We start from the raw sequence: 22,436 nt of genomic DNA on the forward strand, positions 1-22,436 counted from the left end.
GATTACAAGATGCGGTCTCCCTTTGCGCAAAAACACCCAAGGGTCAAGAGAAATCCATACCCTGGCATGAAAAAAACAGGTTGTTCAGGCCAATTCGCCGATTGCTTCTTTCATCAGCCGGGCGATGGGCAGCCGGCGGGGGCACCTGGCCTCGGCAACCGAGAAATCCGCCTGCGCCAGCTGCCGCCGGACGCTGTCGGGGATGGCGGCGAACCGTCTCCGGGCGTCATGGCTGTTCCCGTAACTGCGGGCATACATGAGACAGCGCATGACGTCGCCCACGGGAATATGGCCGGCGACGGCATTTTCGCAAATCCGGGTGCAGCCCGCGCAGTAGTGTGAGAAGGTCTCCCGGGCATAGCGCTCCAGGAAGTGGCGGTCGCTGCCGGTGAGCGAGGTGCGGTCCACGGCCGCGGCGATATTGGCCATGAGGATCGGCATGGTGGGCATCTGTGAACAGATGGCTGAAATCCTGGGATTTTCCCAGATCGCCTTGAGTTTGGCCTGCTTGTCGGTAAAGCCGCGGGTAACGAAGCGGCCGGCCAGTTCCAGATCCCGGGATGTGGCCGTGCCCACGGCGCCGCCGCCCTGGGTTTTCATGGCGGTCAGTCCGATGCCGGCGTCGGCGCAGGCCTCGACCGCGGAAATCATCTTTTTTTCATGCATCAGCCTGAAGTTGTAGGTCATCATGATGCCGTCGATCCAGTCCAGGCGGGCGGCGTCCAGCAGGCAGTTCTCCATGTTGGAATGGGTGGAAAAACCGAACAGCCGGATCCGGCCTTCCGCTTTCTGCTCCCTGGCCCACGCCTGCATGCTTTTGTCCATGGTGTCGGCGTCACGGATCGCGTGGACGAAGAACAGGTCGACATAATCCGTGTTCATCCGTTTCAGGGAGGTGGCCAGGTCCCGGCTCATGCCCTTTGGGTTGCGGGCGGTGGATTTGGTGACCAGGAAGATCTTCTCCCGGTGTCGGGGGTAGGCCTTGAAATACTGCCCGATCCCCTCCTCGCTGCGCCCGCCGCTGTAGATGTGGGCCGTGTCCCAGTAGGTGACCCCCCAGCGAATGGCCTGCTTGAGCATGGTCTGGTTGGAGGGGATGTCGAACATGCCCCCCAGGGACAGAATGGGGACCTCGACGCCGGAACGGCCGAAGGGCCGCGTGGGCATGCCGGCGGGCGCGGCGGCTTCGGCCGGGGCAGCGGCCCGGGAGTCGTTTCCCGGGACCAGGGGGGCCAGTGCGGCTCCCAGTCCGGCGGCGCCTGCGGACTTGATAAAGGATCGTCGGGAGAAACAATTCGGTTTGTTTTTCATGGTGTTACCTCCATGGATCAGCTTATCGCCATAAGGATTGGCAGTATTTTTCCTGCCAAGTCCGGACAAAAAGGAAAAACAAGCTCCAAATTTCAAATAAATCACAAGATAAAAATCTCAATTAAGATACAAAGCAACTGTTGTTTGCCATCATCGATAGTCGAATTTGTATCTGGCAATGGTGTAATGAAAATCCAAACCCCTATGGCGAATTGGAATGACCTTTCTTCAAGATCACAGGTTTAGGAATTTTGAATTTGGTCATTGTTATTTATTGGTGGCTTGTTTTTTGGGTATTGTAATTTGATCACCTGAACGTTTTCAAGCTGTTCACCGGTCATTGTTTTTCATATTCCTTCTCTCGTTCGTTGACCTTCGGTTATCACAGCAGCAGGCGATGGCGCCTCTGGCGGGTCTCGTTCTCCGCCGTCACCCGGATGGCCCGGCGGCCCTTGACCGGGCATTCGTGTTCGCAAACCCCGCAGCCGATACATTGGGCCGGGTCCACGTAGGGCAGCTGCAGGCGAACCAGCAGGGTCACAGGGTCTCCCCGGTTGGCCGTCTCTGCCGGCGGGGTGTCCGCCAGGGTGAGGCCGCCGGGACCAATTTCCGTGATTCTTGCAGGCGGCGTTCCGTGGCGTTTGCCCATGGAAATGAAGTAATCCCCGGTCGCAAACCGCTCGGCCGGCAGCGCCGGGCCGTCGACCATCAGCCGGCTGCCCGTCATGCCCAGGAAGCGCAATTTTCCGTCCAGGCGAACCGGCCGGAATGTTTCACGGGTGAAGATCGCCTTGGGGCTCACCGGGCAGTTTTCCTGGCAGACGATGCAGGGGCGGTCCATGGCCCAGGGCAGGCAGCGGCCCCGGTCGACAAAGGCCATGCCGATGCGGATGGGTCCCCGGGATGTGAAGTCGCCTTTTCCCAGCCGTTCGTCCAGGGAGATCGGCCGGATGGCGGCGGTGGGGCAAAGGTTGCCGCAGGCGATGCAGCCCTGCTGGCAGCCGCTGGTGCCCATGCGAAAGTCGAGCATCGGCGTCCAGAAGCCTTCCACCCCGGCTTGAAGGCCTGCCGGGTGGATCACGTTGGTGGGACAGACGCGCATGCACTGGCCGCACTTGATGCAGCGTTGGAGAAATTCCGTTTCCGGCAGGGATCCCGGGGGACGGATTACCGCCGGGTTCCAGGCCTCGCCGGTCATGCCCTCCAGCCGGGCCAGGGGCGCGGCAGCCAGGCCGGCCGCCAGGGCGGCCACAAATTCTCTTCGGTTGAGGTCCGGCACGGCCACTTCGCCGGCAGCCGATGGATACGGGTGATACCCCATCACGTCGTGACGGCAGCTGTCCATACAGTTCATGCACAGCACGCACTCGGCGGAGCGCATCACAGTCGCCGGTTCACACCCGCCTTCGCAGTGCCGGTCGCAGGCGCCGCAGGCCGTACATCCCTTGGCCCGCTGCCCGACCCGCCACAAGGCGTTTTTCCCCAGCAGCCCGAACAGGGCCCCCAGCGGACAGACGAAGCGGCAGTAAAAGCGGGGAACCGCCAGGTTGAGAAAAATCGTCGTCCAGAAGAGGGCACCCATGACGACGGCACCGGGGTAAATCCGGCTGGTGGTGGAGAGGGAGACCAGGCGCCCGTCCACCAGCGGCAGCAGGGTCAGGTTCACCGACCGGCAGAACAGGGGGACGGGATCCAGCAGGCCGGTCTGCAGGGATGCGGCCAGCCAGCGGGAGCCGTCGGTGAAAAAACCCAGAACCAGCCAGACCGCGGCGGCAACGGCAACACCGGTCACCCACCGAACCCCGGATATGGTTCTCAAAAAATGGACAACGGTGCCCACCAGCAGCAGGGCGGCAACGATTACGACAACCACCCATGGTGCGCCCACGGACAGGCGCAGCAACCGGCCGATCAGGTCTCCGGACGCGGCCCCGAGCAGAAAGACGAGAATTGCGTATTTGATGCCCTGGGCACGACGATACCGGTTGGCCGCAATCATTGCAGCGGTCCTGTGACCCCGGTTGGCCAGCCATCCCACGGCCTGGTGCAGGGCCCCGAAGGGGCAGAGCCAGCCGCAGAAAAAGCGGCCCAGCACGATGGTCAGGACCACGGTCAAAAGGCCCCACAGCAAACCGGCGTAAAGGGTGCCGGTGGCCAGCAGGGTGCCCAGGCCCACCAGGGGATCCAATTGGATCAGCCAGCCCACCGGCCATCCGCGCAGCTGCCACCATGCTTCCCCCAGGGTGGAGACGATGCAGAACCACAGGAAGAGGATGAAGAAGAAGATCTGGCTGATTCGTCTGGCGGTGACTATTCTCATAATAATGGTTCTACTATCATGAATGGAGTCATAAACGGGTTAGAGCGAAGATCCAATGTCGACCAAGGAACCGCAGAATGTTGAAGGAAGGAATTCTGTCTTCTCAAAAAACGATATCGCGAAACGATTCATTCCTTTAAAATTCGATATTCTGCGGTTCTTTTTTTGTAACTAAGTTGAGTTGTATACTCCCCGTCGGGGATTCAATCTTAATCGACAGCATTCCTTTATTTGACATTTTTCATTCGGCCTTTGTCATTGCTATACCTGTATCTCCTTTAGCGTCAGCGACCGGTAGTCGGCCGTGCCGGCGCCGATGCGTTCCGCCTTGGCGATAAAGGGCAGGTCCGCCGCCGTCCGGCCCAGGAGTCCCGCGCCGACGGCGTCGGCAGCCACCGGATCGGTGCTCACGATCAGGGTGCCGGTGGGTTTGAGGTCGGACAGGGATCCGCCGGTGGGCCCGTTGGTGGTCATGGATTGGATGCCGTCCAGCACCACCACCGTGGGCCTGATCATCATGGCCAGTTCCTGGATGACGGTGTGGACATCCTGGTGAAAGATGTTGCGTCGTCCGCCCAGCAGGCCGTACCAGTTTTTCAGGGTCATGGATGCACCGCTGCGATGGTGGTCTTTGACCGGGGCCATACCAATGAGGCGGTCCACCCGGGCCAGCGGTGCGTACAGCACCGGCCAGTCCCGGATCAGGCGGCCGCCTTCCAGGCTGAAGCGCCGAAACAGGGATTCACGGGGAAGCACGACCTCGGCCCCGGCCCGTCGTGCCGCCGCATCGATCCCGGTGAGGGCGAAGCAGGAGGTCGGGTCATTGATGGGATTGTCCGTCACGGTCACCGCGGACGCACCGGCATTCAGACAAAGCCTCACCAATGCTGCGACCAGGTCCGGATGGGAGGTGGCGCCCAGGCTTGGCGGCGAGGCAAAGGCGGCGTTAACCTTGAGCAGGACGCGTTCGCCGGGTTTGACAAACGCCTGCATGCCGCCCAGGGCCGCGAAGGCCTGCTCCACGGCGGCCGCTCTATCCGCCCCGCGGGCGATGCAGAGCCTGCCTTTCCCTTCGGCGATGGAGAAATCGGGGATCTGTACCGAAGACCGGTCGCCGGGAACCATTTCGGGTGCCCTGGCGTCATAAAAACCAATACCCAGGGCTCCGGCGGCAGCCACGGAGAGCCCCGCCCGGGTGCAGCGCCCGATGAACTCGCGGCGGTTGATCGTCGGCTCGGTCAAGATCGTCGCCCTCCCCCAGTGGCAGCGTCGGTATCGAAAATCACGTTTATATGCCGGGTGACACGGTTGTTGGGTATCTGGAAAGCAGGAATCATTAAATTCTATGTGTCAGGGACCTGCTGGTTTGGCGATCCCGATTCCGACCCGGTTTCCGTTTATCGTTACAACTTTTCCAGATGCGCAGCCAATCGTTCGGCCAGCGTTATGGCCGCTTCCAGGCTGCCGGCCTCGTGAACCCCAGCCAGGTAGCGGCCCCGGCTGAAGACGATTTCATGGGTATCGAAAAACTGCATGGCGGCGGCACCCTCGATGGGCACGGGGCCGGCAACGGCGATGGCGCCATAGGACAGTAATGTTTGCGAGTAGTCGGCCGCCAGGGCGGACGCGGCGTCACCGTCTTCCCGTTCGGAAACGAAGGCCGTCAATCGTATTCCGTCGATCAGGTAGTCACACCTGTAAATTCGGTTCAACTGCCCGTACCCGAAGGCATTGGCCGCAATCAGCCGGAGGCTGTCCGCTGCGAGGCCCGCTTCGGGGAACAGGCCGGCACCGGGTGCACGTGCCGTCGCCGCCCCGCCGTGAGATTCGGCGAAAGCCCCGGCCAGCCAGTTGACGGCCCGTTGAAGATCTTCGGATGCGTCCGTGCCGATCAATTCCAGGTAGAAGCGCGCGTGGGCCATGAACACGGCGTTGTCCGTTCGGTAACCATTGGGGATCCCGTCGGTGGCCCGGGCGCCCGTCCGGCGCTGCATGCTGAAAACGGAAAAAGCGTTTTCCGGCGTGCCCATGTCGTAGATGAACACTTCCACCCAGGCGCTGGCGGCGTCGTTTTTCAGGGCAAACCGCTGGGTATTCAGGGATACGAACCCTGAAGAGAGGTAGAGATCCGCACGTCCGTTGATTTTTTCGTACAGCGTGTCCGCATTGAACCGTTCCGGGGGAGAAAAGGGGGTGATTTCCGAGCCGGTGGTGTCGATGAGTGCCGGTTCATCCCGGACCCGGGACGGTTCGCGTCCATGGGATTCCGGTCGGAGGGCGACCACCGCCGGATTGATCTCAGACTGGCGCATCAGTACACCGGCGCCCACCACCACGAGAAGGGCCAGGACAGCCATGGAAATCCGGGTTTCCATTTTTCCCGGTTTTTTGTGTGCAGCGGTTTTCATGGGAATTACCAGGGTGGCAGACAGAAGCTTGCCGACGCCGTTCACCCTCCAATAGAAAGATTTTCAGGGCGTTTGTCAATGCAAGAAAAAAATAAGATTTGGAATGCCTTAAAATGGTCTTATTTTTTCGATTCAAGCAGTAAACCACGCACACTGGAGCACGGGCGAATCGGCTGGCGTCAACGCACTTGAAAAGGGGAACACCGGCCTTAAGCGCGGTGCGCGCCTAAAAGGGCACGGGGTCCTGCTGAAAAAGACAGCCGGCCCGCAACCGATCGCCGTGAGAGCGTCCATACCCGGAAAACCGACGGCGCTGATCCGGGCAACCTGAGGGATCGTGTTGCCGGTTGGCCTGGCATCCGGTTGACTCGGAGGTGAGATGACCCGCTTATTCGATCCGGTTCAGTTGGGAGAATTGTCACTGCCCAACCGTATTGTCATGGCCCCGCTTACCCGCTGCCGCGCCGGTGAAGGGCGGGTGCCGAACGACCTGATGGCCCGCTATTACACCCAGCGTGCCACAGCCGGGTTGATCGTCAGCGAAGCCACCTCGGTGGCACCGATGGGCGTGGGCTATCCCGACACGCCCGGGATCTGGTCGGCGGAACAGGTCGAGGGGTGGACGCGGGTGACGGATGCGGTGCACCAGGCGGGTGGCCGGATGGTCCTTCAATTGTGGCATGTGGGGCGCATTTCCGATCCGCTTTACCTCGGCGGAAGGCGGCCGGTCGCCCCAAGCGCCATTGCGGCCAAAGGGCATGTCAGCCTGGTACGTCCGCAAAAGCCCTATGTCGCGCCCCGTCCGCTGGAGGCCAATGAGATTCCCGGCATCATCGAGGCGTATCGCAGGGGTGCGGAAAATGCCCAAAAAGCCGGTTTCGACGGCGTGGAAATACATGGCGCCAATGGTTATCTGCTGGATCAGTTCCTGCAAAGTTCCACCAACCGGCGAACGGACGATTATGGCGGCAGTGTCGAGAATCGGGCCCGTCTGCTGCTGGCGGTCACCGATGCGGCCATTTCCGTCTGGGGTGCCGGCCGGGTCGGTGTGCATCTGGCGCCGCGGGGGGATGCCCATGACATGGGTGACGACGATCCGGCCGCCACCTTTGGTTACGTTGCCCGCGCTCTGGGGACCCGCGGCATCGCCTTCATTTTTACGCGTGAACACTTAAATGCACCCACCTTGACCCCCGCGTTGAAAAAGGCTTTCGGCGGCGGCCTCATCGCCAATGAACAGCTCACCAGGGAGACAGCGACGGACCTGCTGCGAAAGGGCGTTGCCGATGCTGCCGCCTTCGGCAGGGCCCACATCGCCAACCCGGATCTGGTTGCCCGTTTTCAGCAGAATGCGCCCCTGAATCGACTGGATACGGGGACCCTGTATGCATCGGGTCCCGAAGGGTACAGTGACTATCCGTTCCTGGAATAATTTTTGGGTCTCCCATGAAGACGCTTGCCCGGGGCCGACCCCGCTGTTTCGGGGCCGCGCGGTAAGACGCGGCACGCCGATCCTTGCGCAGGCTCCCGGAAAAATACGCGGTGTTGAATAAAACGCTCCTCCCCTGAAGCTGCCGGCGGTTGGAGATGCTTTCCGCTGCCGTTGGTGGGGGTGCGCCGCCTCAAAACCAGGCCCTGCCAGGAAGTCAAACCGGCTGCCTGATACGCAGTTGTCGTGTGGAAGGCGGATGCAAACAGGCTCCGGAACGACAACATCTCTGTCATTGCGGAGCCTGCATGAACCTGAAGACGATCACCGTGACGGGGTGGTTGTTTCGTCAGGCCTTAATAAGAATAGCGTATCACATACAAGACGCGTTTCGTCGTGTTTCCGGCAGTATCTTCGGCAGTGAGGGAAATGGCATTATAGCCGACGGCAACCGGCAGGGAGCCGACCGACCAGGAGGAAGTGCCGATGGCCGTTCCGGAACCGCCCCGTGAGTTGCTCCAGGATATGCTTTTGACGCCAACGTTATCGGAGGCGGTTCCCCGCAAGTCGATGGCGGAAGCTCTCGTGTAGATGGCATAGGACGTTGCGGGTGACGTGACGCTGATCACAGGCGGCGTGGTGTCGTCTGTATCCTGGTCATAGGCCAGCACCGTTACATCCACCGTGTCCGAATCGGTCGCCCCTTGTCTGTCCGTGACCGTTAAACGAAAGGTGAGTGTTTCGCTGCCGTTCACCCGGGGGGCTCTGACAACAGGGGTGGGTGAGGTGGATGAACTCGAGTTGTAAAGCGTCACAGGGCTTCCGGCGATTTGAGTCCATTTGCACCCGGCAAGTCCATCATCGTTGTCGAAAGACCCTCTGGCATCGAGGGTGAAAAGGGAATACTGCAGCACCTGCTGGTCTTCTCCGGCGTCCGCGTGGGGAGGCTCATTGCCCGAAGCGACATAGACGCTTACGTCAACGGTATCTCTTGCACCGTCATGGTCGGTGACGGTGAGGGTGAAGTTCAGCTCATCGCCTGCTGCGGTATCCGTTGGGGCCTGAAATCTCGCCCGTGACGAGGACGCATCCGACAGGGTGACCGGTGGGCCAAAGGTCTGACGCCAGTGATAGGCAGCGATGCCGCCATCGGTGTCGTATGACGATGCCCCATCCAGGACGACCTCGGTTCCGGCAGTGGCATCCAGACTTTCTTGATCCGCTGCGGCAACCGGCGGCCGGTTCACCCCGCGGATATTCACGATGCAGGCATCGGTCGCGGTTAACCCCCCATTATCGGTCACGGTCAATTCGAATTGGAGCGATACGCCGTCGACGCCGGCGGAAGGAACCTGGAAGGTGGGCCGGGCAGCGGACGGGTTGGGCGACGTTACCCTGGGGCCGTCAATCTGCTTCCATTGATAGGTGGCGATGCTGCCATCGGGATCAAATGAGTCATCGCCGTTTAACACCGCAGTCGCGCCCGCGCTGATGTTTTGATCCTCACCGGCGAATGCCTGTGGCGGTTCATTGTTCCAGGAGACATTGACCGTGCAGGTGTCCGTAGCGCGCATCCCTTCCTGGTCGGCCACCGTCAATTGGAAGACCAGGGTGGCGCCGGAGGACGATACCTCTGGTGCGGTAAACGTGGTCTCCTCGGCATTGGAATCCAGCAACGCCACGGCGGGGCCTCCAATCTGTTTCCAGTAAAAGGCGGAAACAGCACCGTCCGAATCGGTCGATCCGCACCCGGAGAGTGTTACCACGGCATTCTGCCCCACCGATTGATCAGGACCGGCGTCTGCCTGCGGTGCGATGTTCAGGGGATTGGATTCCGGGTCCCATCGGACTTCATCGGAGTCGGCGCTTTCGGCGCCCTGGGTATCGAACGCACGGACAACAAAGTAATGGGTCTTCTGCTCATCCAGACCGGGCAGGGTGCACGTCGTGTTCGTGCCTTCCCAGCACGGCTGCCTGTAGTCATAGGCGCTGCCGGCTTCACGCGTGAAAACCCGGTAGCCGGCAAGCAGGCGTTCAGAATTGGCATCCCAGGCCAGGCTGACATCGATCGATGCCCAAAGGCTCATCGGAAGAAGAAAAAGGGTTATTCCCAGGGCGAGACAAAACCAGGTACAACGGAATGCAGAAAAGAATCGTGACATGTTTTCCTTTTGTATTTGCAGGCAATTGGATTATGGGTTTCAACTGGTGACTGCACAAAGCAAGTGGCATACCAGTTTTCTGCCTGGTAGAAAAAGGGGCGCAGGAAAACAAGAACCTGTCGACATCATACTGCAATTCGCTGAATACGTTTCCCGGCGGGAAAACGCTTCCGGTCCATCATCGCCTTCGCCGGCACAAAAATGTAATCATCTCCGAACGGTGGGAAAAAATCGTAACCGCCGGTGCTGAATCGTCATGCTTTGAAAACCGGTTGTTTTTTGGGCTGACCTCAGTCGTTCAGCAGCAGGGGAAGCCAGGGCAAAGTACTGCCTTTCCGTGCCGGCGGCAGCTTTTCAAAAAGGGCCTCAATGGTATGATCCCGTTCAATATGGTCCAGCGTGCAGTTTTCGATCGGACCCGCGGATTGGCCATCGACCAGCACGTCCGCGATCCGGTATCCCGGGTCGGCCACGATGGTAAATACTGCCCTGGCGCCTGATTCAACGGTCACGATGCCCGAGGGTGATATGCGGCCATGGGGCCCCGCAACGGCCGAAATGGAATATCGCTGAACCGCATCACAGGCAACCACTCCCTGTCTGCGCCCGAAATCCTGGGTCCAGTAGTATCCATACCTGCTTGCCGCCGAATAGGCCAAGCCGACACCGATGTCACAAAAACTGCTGCTCAGGATGTTGGCCCGATGGCCTGCGCTGTTCATCCACCCTTCAACAACGGCGGCCGGGGTTGAATAGCCGGCCGCTATGTTCTCACCATAGGTGTACAAGGAATAGCCGGCCTGCGTAATTCGCTGCCCGGCGCTGCGCCCGTCCAGGCTCGTATGGCTGAAGTAGTCGTTCCGGGCCATGTCTTCCGAATGCCCGAGGGCGGCCGCATGCAGGCTGCTGTCCCACTGCAGCGGGCCGAGGTTGTAGATCTGGCGTTCGAGATTGACACCGGCCAGCACTTCTTCTTCCTCGCTCGAAGACCCTGCCAGCGCAGTCATGGCGCGAAATTCGATTTGCGGCGTGAGGATTTCCCTGACCAGATGCAGATCGCCCTCGATGTGGCGTACCTGATAGGCCAGGTTTTCCAGTTGAACCGTGCCTGTCAGCCGATTGTCCTGCAACACCAGTGTGGCTGTACCGCTCCCACCGGATGCAACAGATCCCATCCAGGCAAATCCATCGGCGCCATCGGCCTCGACACGATCCAGCATGACGGTCACCCCCACGTCCTCAAAAAAATTGAGTGACAGTGAACCGTATTGATCCGGGGCGAGCTTTTCGAATTGGATCCGCACCGGTCGCTGGCGGGCGACGATAGTGGGGTTTGCTGTTTCCCATGCGAAAGGGATCGGGATGGTGCTGTCGACGAAAAGATCCGCATCGCCGGCCGGCACCACGATTGGAAGACTGATCAGAAGCACCGGCAGAAGAATACACACTAATTTTTTTTTCATGGGTAGCGTCGCACTCCGGTTAATTGAATGGTCGCCGTTCTGAAGGCGATAAATGAACGCAGACAGAACACGTGAAAGCAAAAAATGCGCCTTTCCTGTGCTTGAAGGACAGGCCGGTGCGACGTCATGCATGACCCCGGAAAAAAGAAAGCTTGCAGAAAATGATTGTTGCCTTGTAGACTCCTATCCATTCGAATCGACCATCCGGGTGAAAACTGAACCGAATCGACCTGAACGTCAGCCGTGCCATCTCCTGTGCACTGAATCTCTTTTCCGCCTGGCCGGTATCTGCGATGCGCTTGCCGTAATACGTAAAAAATAAAAAATAGTACGATACTTGGTTCCGGTGCTGTCTGGCCTTTGACGACTCATCCAATCCGGTTTCGACGGGGGATCCCATGAAAAGGAAGCTGTCCTGCGGCATTCTCGTTGTTGGTATTCTTTTTTTGTCCAGTTCATGGAGCCTGGGTGCAAAAAAGCATTATTTACCCCATATGGAATCCGCCCGGTTACGGTTCAGCGCGCCGCAATCCGTTTCTTCTGCGGACCTGAGAGACGTTCTTGGCCTGTCTGCAAAAGGGCGCCTGGAATTACTGCAACAGATCGAAGATCGACGCGGCCGCTCCCACATGCGATATCAGCAGCTGTATAATGGAGTACCCGTATGGGGGCATCATATTCTTGTGACCGAAGATTCCGGCCGGCGGGTCAACAGCCTGCACGGCACCCTGGTCACCGGGATTGCCGATGATGTCGATCATCATTTCCTGCAGTCCATGCCATTCACCGCGCAGGAAGCCCTGGCGGAGATGAAAACCAGGCACGCGCAGCACCATTTGAAGGCAGGGGCGTCATGGCAGTTCAAGAATGAATCCAGCGAGAAAATGATCTTTGTCGATGACTCCGGTGATGCGCGTATCTGCTACGTCATTTCTTTCTTCGCCGATGTCCCGGAAGGAGGCAGTCCTGCCCGTCCGACCATTATCATGGATGCCATGACCGGAGAAATTGTCAAGGCGTTTGATGCCCTGGCCTATGCTGCCGCCGGCGGCCCGGGAGGAAACCTGAAAACAGGAAGATACGTCTACGGACAGGATTTTCCCCATTTTGAGGTCTCGTCGTCAGGCTCTCAATGCACCATGGAGACCGACGATGTGAAGACATGGGATATGAACCACGGCAATTCTGCACCCATCGTCCATTCATTCCAATGCTACGAAAACACGTACAAAGAAATAAACGGTGCCTTTTGTCCTTTGAACGATGCCCATTATTTCGGAGGCCTTACCCATGACCTGTGGGTCGAATGGTTCGGAAATCCCCCACTGCCTTTTCAGATGGTGCTGGGCGTTCATTACGGGAACGACTTTGAAAACGCTTTCTGGGGGGGAGACGCGGCTGTTTTTGGAGACGGCGCCACTTTTTTTCATCCCCTGGTCGGATTGAATGTCGTCGCCCATGAAATCGCTCATGGGTTCACGGAGCATCATTCCAACCTGATATACGACGGCGAATCCGGGGCCATCAACGAGGCGTTTTCAGATATGGCCGGCGAGGCCGCTGAATATTATCATCAGGGGGTGAATGATTTTTGGGTCGGTCATGATATCTGGAAGGGACCCGGGGCCTTTCGATACATGGATGACCCGCCAAAGGACGGGTGGTCCATCGACAGTCTCTATGATTATTATGACGGGCTGGCCATTCACTACGCCAGCGGATTGTTCAACAAAGCCTTCTACATCCTGGCGACCATGCCGGGATGGAGCACCCGGATGGCCTTCGAAATTTTTGCCGAGGCCAATCAATTCTACTGGGAACCCCTGACCGATTTTCATCAGGGGGCCCAGGGCGCAGTCGATGCGGCAGCTGCTCGGGGATATTCTGTCCAGGCGGTGAAAGACGCATTCGCGGCCGTCGATCTCTTCATCGATGCGCCGGCCCGGCCGCATGCTGATTTTTCATATGAACTCGACGAATTGACTGCCGCGTTTACCGACACGAGCACCTGCACCGGCTGTTCGATCCTCAACTGGCAGTGGGATTTCGGCGACGGCCGCAGCGCCTCGGTGCAGCACCCCGAGCACGTGTATGCGTCGGCCGGGACCTACACGGTAACGCTGACCGTCACCGACGGCAACGGGCAGCGGGACAGCATCTCCCGGGTTCTGAGCGTGTCGGACGACAGCGCGGATTACTGCCCCGCCGCCGGCCAGATGTACCAGATCCAGTGGATCGCCAATGTCCAGGTGGGCGGTTTTGAACGGGCGTCCCAGGCCAGCGGCTACTCGGACTTTACCGCCGATGTCATCGCTGTCCCGGCATCCGCATCCATACCGGTTGTGCTTTCCCATGGTCCTGCCGGATCGCTGTATTTCAGATCCTGGCGGATATGGGCGGACCTCAACCGTGACGGGGATTTCGATGACGCGGGCGAGCAGCTTTTCGAGGGGGCCGGCACCGGCCGGATCACCGGATCGATCACCCTTCCGGCCTGGGCGGCCGACGGGCGCACCCGCCTGCGGGTGGCCATGAAGCTCGGCGGGTTTCCCGACGCCTGCGGCACGTTCAACGCCGGCGAGGTGGAAGATTACACCCTGGCGATATCATCAACGGGTCCCGTGCCCACAGGACCGACGGCCGCGTTCGCTTACACGACGGCGGGCCTGTCCGCCGCCTTCACGGATCAGAGTACGGCCGTGGACGCCGGCATCACCGGCTGGCAGTGGGATTTCGGCGACGGCCGCAGCGCCTCGGTGCAGCACCCCGAGCACGTGTACGCGTCGGCCGGGACCTACACGGTAACGCTGACCGTCACCGACGGCAACGGGCAGCAGGACAGCATCTCCCGGGTTCTGAGCGTGTCGGACGACAGCGCGGATTACTGCCCCGCCGCCGGCCAGATGTACCAGATCCAGTGGATCGCCAATGTGCAGGTGGGCGGTTTTGAACGGGCGTCCCAGGCCAGCGGCTACTCGGACTTTACCGCCGATGTCATCGCTGTCCCGGCATCCGCATCCATACCGGTTGTGCTTTCCCATGGTCCTGCCGGATCGCTGTATTTCAGATCCTGGCGGATATGGGCGGACCTCAACCGTGACGGGGATTTCGATGACGCGGGCGAGCAGCTTTTCGAGGGAGCCGGCACCGGCCGGATCACCGGAGCGGTCACCCTTCCGGCCTGGACGGCCGACGGCCGCACCCGCCTGCGGGTGGCCATGAAGCTCGGGGGGTTTCCCGACGCCTGCGGCACGTTCAACGCCGGCGAGGTGGAAGATTACACCCTGGCGATATCATCAACGGGTCCCGTGCCCACAGGACCGACGGCCGCGTTCGCTTACACGACGGCGGGCCTGTCCGCCGCCTTCACGGATCAGAGTACGGCCGTGGACGCCGGCATCACCGGCTGGCAGTGGGATTTCGGCGACGGGCGCAGCGCTTCGGTGCAGCACCCCGAGCACGTGTATGCGGCCGCCGGGACCTACACGGTTACGCTGACCGTCACCGACGGCAACGGGCTTCGCGACACGATCTCCCAGGTTCTGAGCGTGTCCGACGATATCACCGGTTACTGCCCTGCCGCCGGGCAGATGTACCAGATCCAGTGGATCGCCAATGTGCAGGTGGGCGGTTTTGAACGGGCGTCCCAGGCCAGCGGCTACTCGGACTTTACCGCCGACGTCATCGATATCCCGGCATCCGCATCCATACCGGTTGTGCTTTCAGCGGGCCCCGCCAATTTCCTGTATTTCAAATCCTGGCGGGTGTGGGCGGATTTCAACCGGGACGGGGATTTCGACGACGCGGGCGAGCAGCTTTTCGAGGGGGCCGGCACCGGCCGGATCACCGGATCGATCACCCTTCCGGCCTGGGCGGCCGACGGGCGCACACGCCTGCGGGTGGCCATGAAGCTCGGCGGGTTTCCCGACGCCTGCGGCACGTTCAACGCCGGCGAGGTGGAAGACTACACCCTGGCGGTATCTGCTGCGGGCCCCTGACCGTCAGCGCACCGGGAGACGGTGCATTCAGCCGGGGGCCATTAAAGAAGAATCCTGTGCTTCGTTGCATCAGTGAAGGGATGTGCCTGCGAGGGGAAGGGAAGAAACGATTTCCCCTCGCAGGCGTTGCCGGCAGAATGGCAATCAGCCATCAATTGCTTCTCAGCTGCCGGTCTGGAGGCAGAAGTTGCCATAGTAATAGGTTCCGACGATGCCGATGTACTTCAGGATGATGTTGTCCGGACCATAGAAAATGTCGGTCGGGTTGGGGTTGACATAGATCTTCACCTGCATGATGTCACCCTGTTTGAGGGCGTACATGGTCTCACCCTGGGTGTTTTTCACACCGGTCTCGGGCATGACCATGATGACTCCCTCGCTCCACAGGGCCTTGGAGGTATAGAAGGCCTCGATCAGCGGAACGGGCGGATCCAGTCCGGGAAGCGGACGGGCATCCATGGTGAAGGGGGCGGTGAACCCCGGGGTGGGGTATTCGCCCGGCCAAGCGCTGACGCTGATGACGGGGTTCTGGTTGGGGGTGAAGAAGAGCTGTCCCCAGGGCGCCCGGTAGCGGCCGGTCTGCTCGGCGCTTTCCCACACGTCAAAGGTGTTGTGTTTCAGAACGCAGTCGTAGATGTTGAGGTTGATGTCGCTCTCGGGCTTCATCTGCAGGACGATCCGCCACTCGTAGGTGGCTTCGTTCCAGGCATCCGTCAGGGCGCTCAGGTAACCGAATTCACCGAAGCACGGATCCGGAAACCCCTGGCCGGCGCTGGTGAAAAACATTTCGCTGGCGCAGTAGGGGCCAAGGCAGGCAAATCTGAAATCACTGTAATCGTTGATCGGTCCGTACGGGCCAATATTGTTGTTGATGACCTGGCCGTACTGAATCGGGTTGTTAATGGCAAATACGTTCAGGGAATCGCAGCCGACAGCATCGAATTCGGGAACGTTCCCCGCCCACGCCGGCATGCTCAGTGCCAGTGCAGCAATTAATAATATGGTTAACTTGGCAACCTTCATCTTGTTCCTCCTTCTGGTAGACAGTTACGTGCTCACAAATTAAATGGTACAGCCCATTTGGCCTCTTACAGTTGGTTTACCACCTCCTTTCTTCACCTGAAAACGCTGCCGCTCACCTGGGTGACCGGCAACCGCTCAAATTTCCAGATACCCACCTCCTGTTATTTTTGAAATTCGGACCCGGCGGATGTCTACCGGTTCACCGGATGCCGAAAACGCCCGTGATTGCGTTCACGTCCTTACCTGTCTTTAACAGACTGAAAGTTACCAATAGATTACTTAACGGTAAAAATTAATTGACTACCAGGTATTTATTAAGCAGCAGATCCAGTTGGTCCCGCTGGTGTTCGTTGAGAGTCTTGAATGCCAATCCACAGCATCTTGTTTTCCGGCCCCCTTTTCGTTCCTCCCCATCAATTTCAAAAATTTTCCGGCAGGGCAGACCGGACAGATAATACCGGTCGTATTCGTATGAAAAAAGATCGATGACTTCCGGATCAACGACGGCGCCTTCCTTGTAGAGAAATTCAAAAGACACCCCGCCTTCGCTCAGGTCTTTTATCCAGCCGACCTTGGCTGAAAAGTGGTTGAAGAGGAATACTTTTCCTCCCGGCACGTTGAATCTTTTGAATTTTCGCTTTTCTTTCACTGTCAATATTTAAAAATGGCTTCGTGATTTTTAGGGATTGCTTTTAATTTTACCTGCAGGGCCGATGAACCGGCTGTGCAGGTAAAACGCGATAAGGATAAATAGAGAATCCGTCACATAAGCGCCGATGCTGAACGCCGGGCCTGGCTATAGTTTCAGCCGTGCTGTTCTGTGGTCGGACAGGGGGTGGTTCATTCGTCCAGCAATAGCAGGTGCAGCCACGGGGCCGCCCGACGCTCGGATATTGTCGCTTGCAGGGTGAACGGGAGGTTTTCCGTCCCCAGTTGAAAACTGCCGTCGATCACCCCCTGGACCTCGCCGTCAGCGAGGGTGAAATTGACGATGTCGCTTTCGAGGTTCAGCGTGATCTTGAGCTGGTAGCTGACCGATTGCTGGATTTCATTTTCAGGCCTGAGCATAACATTTTTGAGGACATTGGCATTGGAGGGGGTTAACGAGAGCGGGAAACCAGGCATCATCTGAATAATCCCATCGGCGATCTCCTCGAGCGTCACTTCGCCGTAAACGGTGTAGCTGGCCTTGTGGTAAGGGCCACTCTCAAAGTCATCAAATTCGACCTCCCCGTCAAGAACAGCGCCGAGTGAACGCTGTCCTTCCCGGTCAACACTGAAATGCCGGGAGACCCAGACCACGACCTTCTGTTCGGCGATTACCCCGTGATCCTCCGATAAATTAACCGGAGTGGCCTCTAAATAGCCCTGGACCTTCAACCCGTCCGATGGACTTACGCCATCGTCCGGACCCATTGCCATGGCGTCCAGAAACAGATTGCCCGGAGCGGAAATGGCAAATGCTCCCAGCTCGCCGACCGCCACGCAGTCATAAGCGTCGAGAATGCTCTGGGTCGGGCTGTACCGGCATTCGTCGGTATCCGATAAAGAGGGCTTAAAATAACCTTCCGGTTCGTAAAGGAACGTCCCGCCGTTTTTTTCGATGGCAAACCGGAATTCATCGAACTCGCCATCCCAGAGAATCCCAGCGGCACAGATGGCGGGAAGGCTCACCGACAATAGAAACACGAGGGAACAAAGGGATCGAAGAAATATGTTTTTTCTGGTCATGTTTGTGGCATTTCCTTTGCGCTGGCATCAACATCTCGAGGGCAACCGGTCAGAATGCAAATTCAAAAGATTCTTCCACGCTCCACGCGCCCCTCGAGACCGGAATTTCGGAACAGCCTGCCGTTACGGTCCAGTAAAACGTCCCCGCTTCAGCCGCCGAGAAATCCGCCCGAAAGGCGTTTGAACTTGCCGTCACTTCCGCATAAGTGAGGTCTCCTGGCGGCAGATCCTTTACGTTCTCGACGGTTCCAACCCTTATGACATAGTAGGGTGCGCATTCGACCGACGACCAGGTGAAATCGACATACGTGTTGCCAAAATCGTCCTCTTCGATGGCGAAGGCGAGGTCCTCCGGTGCGGCCAGGTTGCAATCGTCGGCAATCAGTTCGTCGCAGTCTGTCGGCTCTGTGACCGGATCGTCATCTGAAAGAAGAAGAAGGGGGATCCAGGGCATGGACATCCGTTTTACAGCCGGAAAATCATCGGGGTCTGTGGGGTCGGTCTCCCCCCTGTATTCTTGGAGGTTGGTCCAGCCGTCGCTATCGGCGTCGAGGTCGGCATCGTCGGCCAGGTATGGGTCGAGCCCGTATGTGGTTTCCCACTCATCGGGCATGCCGTCATTATCATCGTCCGGGTCACTGTTGTCACCCTCTCCGTCCCCGTCGAAATCGGCCCACTCGTCGGGGTCGTCCGGAAACGCATCCAGACAGTCGATGACGCCATCCGTGTCGGTGTCGGTGTCCGAATCGACAACCCCGCAGCCGCACAGTCCGGGCTCCGTTTTCTCAGGATCGTTGGGGCAGTTGTCTATGCAATCCGGCGTGCCGTCCGTATCCGAATCCGTGTCGGGCACACCGCACCCGCACGCTCCGGGGTCCGATTTGTCCGGATCCTGGGGGCAGCCGTCGCAGGCATCGCCGACGCCATCGCCATCCTCATCCGCCTGGTCGGGATTGGGCTCGTCCGGGCAGTTGTCCAGGCTGTCGGGCACCCCGTCTTCATCGCTGTCCTGACCATTGGGATCGGTGAAAACCGCACGCAGTTCGATGGGCGCATCCGACGTCCCCACCTGGTAGTGATCATCCAGAACGCCCTGGATGGAATAATCGCGTCCTAAGAAATTGTCGACTTCCGCTTCCATGGCTAACGTGACTCTTAACTGGTAGCCCACGGCCTTGAAAAGGTCGGTCTGAGTGGCCAGGGCCACCTCGATCGTCTGGCTGGGATTGCCCAGGCTCAGTTGAACCGGAAATCCCGGCATCATTTCATAAAGGTTGTCGTCGTAGACCACCCGCTCAAGGGATACGGCTGCGCTGATGGAATAGAACGCGCGATGGTCGGCCTGGTTGTAAAAGGTGTTGAAACTGTCCGGCAGGCCGGACAGGCCGGACAGAAGCGTTTCCAGGGAGTAGACCCCATCGATATCCACTTCGAATTTACGGGTGACGAATGTCAGCACCCGCTGTTGAATATCCACCCCATGCTGAAGCTGCCCCCCGGGGTTCAGGTCGGCCGATGAAATCTCCAGAAAACCCTGAACCGAAATGCCATTGGGCGGGTTCTGGCCGTTGTCGGGCCCTTTGGCCATCGCGTCCAGCTGAATCTGGCCGGGCACCGTCTCAAACTCCAGCAGGGTTCCCCGGGCAACCGAATCGTAGCTGTCATTCAGGCTCTGGGTCGGGTTATAGGCAAATTCAGCTTTCGCCTGGGCGTTGGTTTTAAAGTACAGCCCGTCCGGATAGTAAAATGCCCCTCCGTTCTGCTCTATCGCAAAACGGAATTGTTCGAAGTCCTCGCCCAGCCAGTCGATCCCCGCAGAAACCGGCTGCGTCGATAGGACCATGATGGCCACAACCGCCAACGTAATGAGTCGTTTCATCGTGATTTCCTTTCCGATTAAACCAGAATCCTTGCCGTCTCATCGAGAGAAACCCTCCCTCCAGAGGATTTCCTGGTGGAACCGAGCGGTCGCCGGTCAGTTGCCGGCGCTGAATTCCGTTCCCACAATCCCCAGGTATCGGAGCAGAACGCTGTCCTGGCCGAATCGGATGTCGGCAGTGTTGTTGGGAGGAATGTGGACAGTGATTCGGATCCGGTCTCCGGAATGGAGGGTGTACATGGTTTCACCGGCACTGTTGCTGGCCCCCTGTCTGGGATTGACCATCAGGATTCCATGGTTGATAAAGGCCTGAACGGGAAACGGGCTTTCGACAAGCGACACCAGTTCGAGACCCGGAAGCTGGCGGGCGTCAAGGGAGAACCCGCCCACTGGAAACCCCTGTTCCGCGTTGGGCCCGGGCAGGGCCCGGACCGTGATCTTCGGGTTGGCTTCCATGAGAAAAACCAGCTGATTGGGCGCCCATGGTGTCCGGTACATGCCGGTCTGGCGGCCATCTTCAAGGATGTCGGATGCCCCGCTGGACAGAACACAGCCGTAGGCGGCCAGCCAGATATCATTGGCCGGCTGCATCTGTAAAACGATCTCCCATTCATAGGTGGCTTCGGACCAGCTGGTGGTCAGTGCCGAAAAGAAGGTGTCCGAACCGGTCGAATAGCAGGGGTCCGGAACCACGTCGCCGGCATTGGTGGAAAAGTATTCCGTGGATGAGAAATCACTGTCGTCGTTGATGCGGGCATAGGTGCTGTCGCGGCTGAAATCGATAATCCGTCCCATCAACGCGTCCCGGAAGAAATTTTCGCTGTCATCCCCCGCCGCGTCGAATTCCGGGCGGTTGATATCATATACGATCTGGGGGTAGCGGCAACGGGACGCATTGTCCTGGAAGTCCGTGGCTTCAATCGCCGCGCTGAACTGAAGGCTCGTGTTGATCTGGGTGACGGTAATGCCGACAGGATCGATCGTGCCGGGCACGAAAGGCGTGATGGACACCGTTGCATTGGATACCTCCGTCACGTCAACCGACGCGAGTCCGCTCTCCAGGTCCTGCACTTCGAACAGGACCTGCGTGGGGGGGCCGGGGATCGTTGACACGATGCCGCACACCGGTGGGGTTTCGTCCAGGGCCGCGTTGACGGAGTAATTGCAGGCGGACTCCGCTCCGGCCGTGTCCGTGGCCAGGAGAACCACGCGCATGTCCGCATTTTCGTTCACCCGGGTCGCCGTTCCCTGAACCGGACCGGTATATCCCACCGAAAAATCGGGGATGTCGACATCGGCGTTGGACGCCTCCAGGACGGTGATCGACTGCAGGCCGGTGTCGCTGTCCCTGACGGTGAAAACAACACTGAGCGGCGGTCCCGGGTTTTCACTCGACACCGAACATACCGGCGGCTCATTGGTGGGTGTGGCGGGCCTGGAATAGGAACACCGGTCCGAATTGCCCAGGGTGTTGGTGTACTCAAGAACCACCCGGAAGTCCATGTTGGGGTTGATGCGGGTGGCCGTGACGGTCACGGCGAAGGGCGTGCCGATCGGAAAGGTCGGTATATTGACGGATGCGTTGACGGCTTCGACAACACCGATCCCCTCCAGCCCATATATCGTGCCGCCATTTTCCTGGATACGGAACTGGACCCGGAGCGGCGGACCTTCGCTGACGTCGGCGATTTCGCACCCGGCCTCCACCTGCGCGATGCCCAGGAGAAAAAAGGAGCCAACGACCCCAAGGATTAAAAAGCTGGCAAGTCGCATTGCGGTTTTCATCATCCCCCTCCTTTGGGTTTGACAGTCGGCTCCGGTCGGCAGTGGCAGATCCATCAAAATCAGAGCCGGTTTTTATAGATTTCTATTTGTGCGTCCTTTTCTATGACTCCAACCATATCCTGGTACGCCTGGGCGTCCTTTTCCTTTGTCAGGGCGCCCTTTATCTGTTCGCGCACTTCTTCATAGGGGCGGTGTCTGTTCCTGAAAATCTTATCGACCTGCAAAATATGATAACCGTATCGTGATTTGACGATGTCGCTGTGTTCGCCCTCATCGAGTACGAACAAGACCTTTTCCAGTTGAGGAAGGCTCTTTCCCTTTTCGATGGTTCCCATGCTGCCCCCCTCGAGTGCCATGGGCAGATCGATGGAGTAGGTTTTGGCCAGTTCGGTAAAATTGCCGCCGTTTTTAAGCTTGCCCAAAACCATCCGGGCATCCTCCTGGCTTCTCAGAAGGATGTGACTGGCCTCGACCGTGGGAGGTGCCATGAACTGGTTGATATGGGCCTGGTAGTACTTTTTCATCTCATGATCGGTGATTTTTAGTTTGCTGCCGATCTTTTCGTTCAGATAATACTGAAGCACCATCTGGTCCTCAAATGCCTTCACCCGCTGCCGGATGATGGGCGTTTTGCGGATTTCGGCAATTTCACTCTGGCTCAGTATCAATTTGCGGCGAATAATACCGTTGAGCAATTCCAGCTTTTCATTGTCATCGATGCTGAGCTGGTGGGTTTTCTTTTTGTACTGCTCGATGAGGGCCAGCAGTTCGGATTGCTGGATGGGTATGTCGTTGACCACGGCAACCACGGTGTCAACGGGTTCATCCGCCACCGATCCGGAGACGGGTCCAAACAGCATCAGCAGTAAAATCGAACTGGACGAAAGAATGAACAGGGGGAGTATCGCTTTGGAAATTGGTTTCATG

General features: G+C 58.7%; 15 protein-coding genes. 3 read left to right on the top strand and 12 right to left on the bottom strand.

Annotation, left to right across the window (positions count from 1 at the left end; all coding sequences use genetic code 11):
- Nucleotides 1–84 precede the first annotated feature (84 nt).
- The 4 genes from DSCA_RS23175 to DSCA_RS23190 all read right to left on the bottom strand — a co-directional run bounded on the left by DSCA_RS23175 (nucleotide 85) and on the right by DSCA_RS23190 (nucleotide 6,039).
- Nucleotides 85–1,311, bottom strand: coding sequence for an aldo/keto reductase (locus tag DSCA_RS23175; RefSeq protein WP_155318707.1), 1,227 nt, complete (start codon nucleotides 1,309–1,311; stop codon nucleotides 85–87).
- A gap of 382 nt (nucleotides 1,312–1,693) precedes the next feature.
- Nucleotides 1,694–3,631 carry a 4Fe-4S binding protein gene (locus tag DSCA_RS23180; RefSeq protein WP_155318708.1) on the bottom strand — a complete coding sequence of 646 codons (1,938 nt, stop codon included), beginning with the start codon at nucleotides 3,629–3,631 and terminating at the stop codon, nucleotides 1,694–1,696.
- 261 nt (nucleotides 3,632–3,892) lie between these two features.
- Nucleotides 3,893–4,873, bottom strand: a complete 981-nt coding sequence (locus DSCA_RS23185) for a DUF362 domain-containing protein (RefSeq protein WP_167527924.1) — start codon at nucleotides 4,871–4,873, stop codon at nucleotides 3,893–3,895.
- Between the two features lie 161 nt (nucleotides 4,874–5,034).
- A complete protein-coding gene (locus tag DSCA_RS23190) occupies nucleotides 5,035–6,039 on the bottom strand; it encodes a DUF6599 family protein (protein ID WP_155318709.1) in 1,005 nt (334 codons plus the stop codon).
- A 379-nt stretch (nucleotides 6,040–6,418) separates the two neighbouring features.
- Between DSCA_RS23190 and DSCA_RS23195 the strand changes: the two genes are divergently transcribed.
- On the top strand, nucleotides 6,419–7,471 hold the full coding sequence (locus DSCA_RS23195) for an alkene reductase (RefSeq protein ID WP_155318710.1): 1,053 nt from the start codon (nucleotides 6,419–6,421) through the stop codon (nucleotides 7,469–7,471).
- Between the two features lie 353 nt (nucleotides 7,472–7,824).
- On the opposite strand, the gene DSCA_RS23200 is transcribed toward DSCA_RS23195, so the two are convergent.
- Nucleotides 7,825–9,630 (bottom strand): PKD domain-containing protein, encoded by a 1,806-nt coding sequence (locus DSCA_RS23200; RefSeq protein WP_155318711.1) that lies wholly within the window; start codon nucleotides 9,628–9,630, stop codon nucleotides 7,825–7,827.
- 290 nt (nucleotides 9,631–9,920) lie between these two features.
- Nucleotides 9,921–11,093: a CAP domain-containing protein gene (locus DSCA_RS23205; protein ID WP_197904650.1), complete on the bottom strand. Its 1,173-nt coding sequence runs from the start codon at nucleotides 11,091–11,093 to the stop codon at nucleotides 9,921–9,923.
- A gap of 52 nt (nucleotides 11,094–11,145) precedes the next feature.
- Here DSCA_RS23205 and DSCA_RS23210 point away from each other — a divergent pair, with 52 nt between their 5' ends.
- Both DSCA_RS23210 and DSCA_RS23215 read left to right on the top strand, forming a co-directional pair.
- On the top strand, nucleotides 11,146–11,415 hold the full coding sequence (locus DSCA_RS23210) for a hypothetical protein (RefSeq protein ID WP_155318712.1): 270 nt from the start codon (nucleotides 11,146–11,148) through the stop codon (nucleotides 11,413–11,415).
- Between the two features lie 76 nt (nucleotides 11,416–11,491).
- Nucleotides 11,492–15,091 (top strand): GEVED domain-containing protein, encoded by a 3,600-nt coding sequence (locus DSCA_RS23215; protein ID WP_155318713.1) that lies wholly within the window; start codon nucleotides 11,492–11,494, stop codon nucleotides 15,089–15,091.
- A gap of 162 nt (nucleotides 15,092–15,253) precedes the next feature.
- On the opposite strand, the gene DSCA_RS23220 is transcribed toward DSCA_RS23215, so the two are convergent.
- From DSCA_RS23220 to DSCA_RS23245, 6 genes are all read right to left on the bottom strand, one after another.
- On the bottom strand, nucleotides 15,254–16,114 hold the full coding sequence (locus tag DSCA_RS23220; protein ID WP_155318714.1) for a hypothetical protein: 861 nt from the start codon (nucleotides 16,112–16,114) through the stop codon (nucleotides 15,254–15,256).
- A 292-nt stretch (nucleotides 16,115–16,406) separates the two neighbouring features.
- A complete protein-coding gene (locus DSCA_RS23225) occupies nucleotides 16,407–16,769 on the bottom strand; it encodes a PilZ domain-containing protein (RefSeq protein WP_167527925.1) in 363 nt (120 codons plus the stop codon).
- A gap of 185 nt (nucleotides 16,770–16,954) precedes the next feature.
- A complete protein-coding gene (locus DSCA_RS23230) occupies nucleotides 16,955–17,845 on the bottom strand; it encodes a hypothetical protein (protein WP_155318716.1) in 891 nt (296 codons plus the stop codon).
- A 49-nt stretch (nucleotides 17,846–17,894) separates the two neighbouring features.
- Nucleotides 17,895–19,724, bottom strand: a complete 1,830-nt coding sequence (locus tag DSCA_RS23235) for a thrombospondin type 3 repeat-containing protein (RefSeq protein ID WP_155318717.1) — start codon at nucleotides 19,722–19,724, stop codon at nucleotides 17,895–17,897.
- A gap of 96 nt (nucleotides 19,725–19,820) precedes the next feature.
- Entirely contained in the window at nucleotides 19,821–21,512 is a 1,692-nt protein-coding gene (locus DSCA_RS23240) for a hypothetical protein (protein WP_155318718.1), read from the bottom strand.
- Nucleotides 21,513–21,568: 56 nt separating this feature from the next.
- Nucleotides 21,569–22,435, bottom strand: coding sequence for a peptidylprolyl isomerase (locus tag DSCA_RS23245; protein ID WP_155318719.1), 867 nt, complete (start codon nucleotides 22,433–22,435; stop codon nucleotides 21,569–21,571).
- Nucleotide 22,436: the final 1 nt, after the last annotated feature.

The sequence above is a fragment of the Desulfosarcina alkanivorans genome, assembly GCF_009688945.1.
Taxonomy (GTDB): Bacteria; Desulfobacterota; Desulfobacteria; order Desulfobacterales; family Desulfosarcinaceae; genus Desulfosarcina; species Desulfosarcina alkanivorans.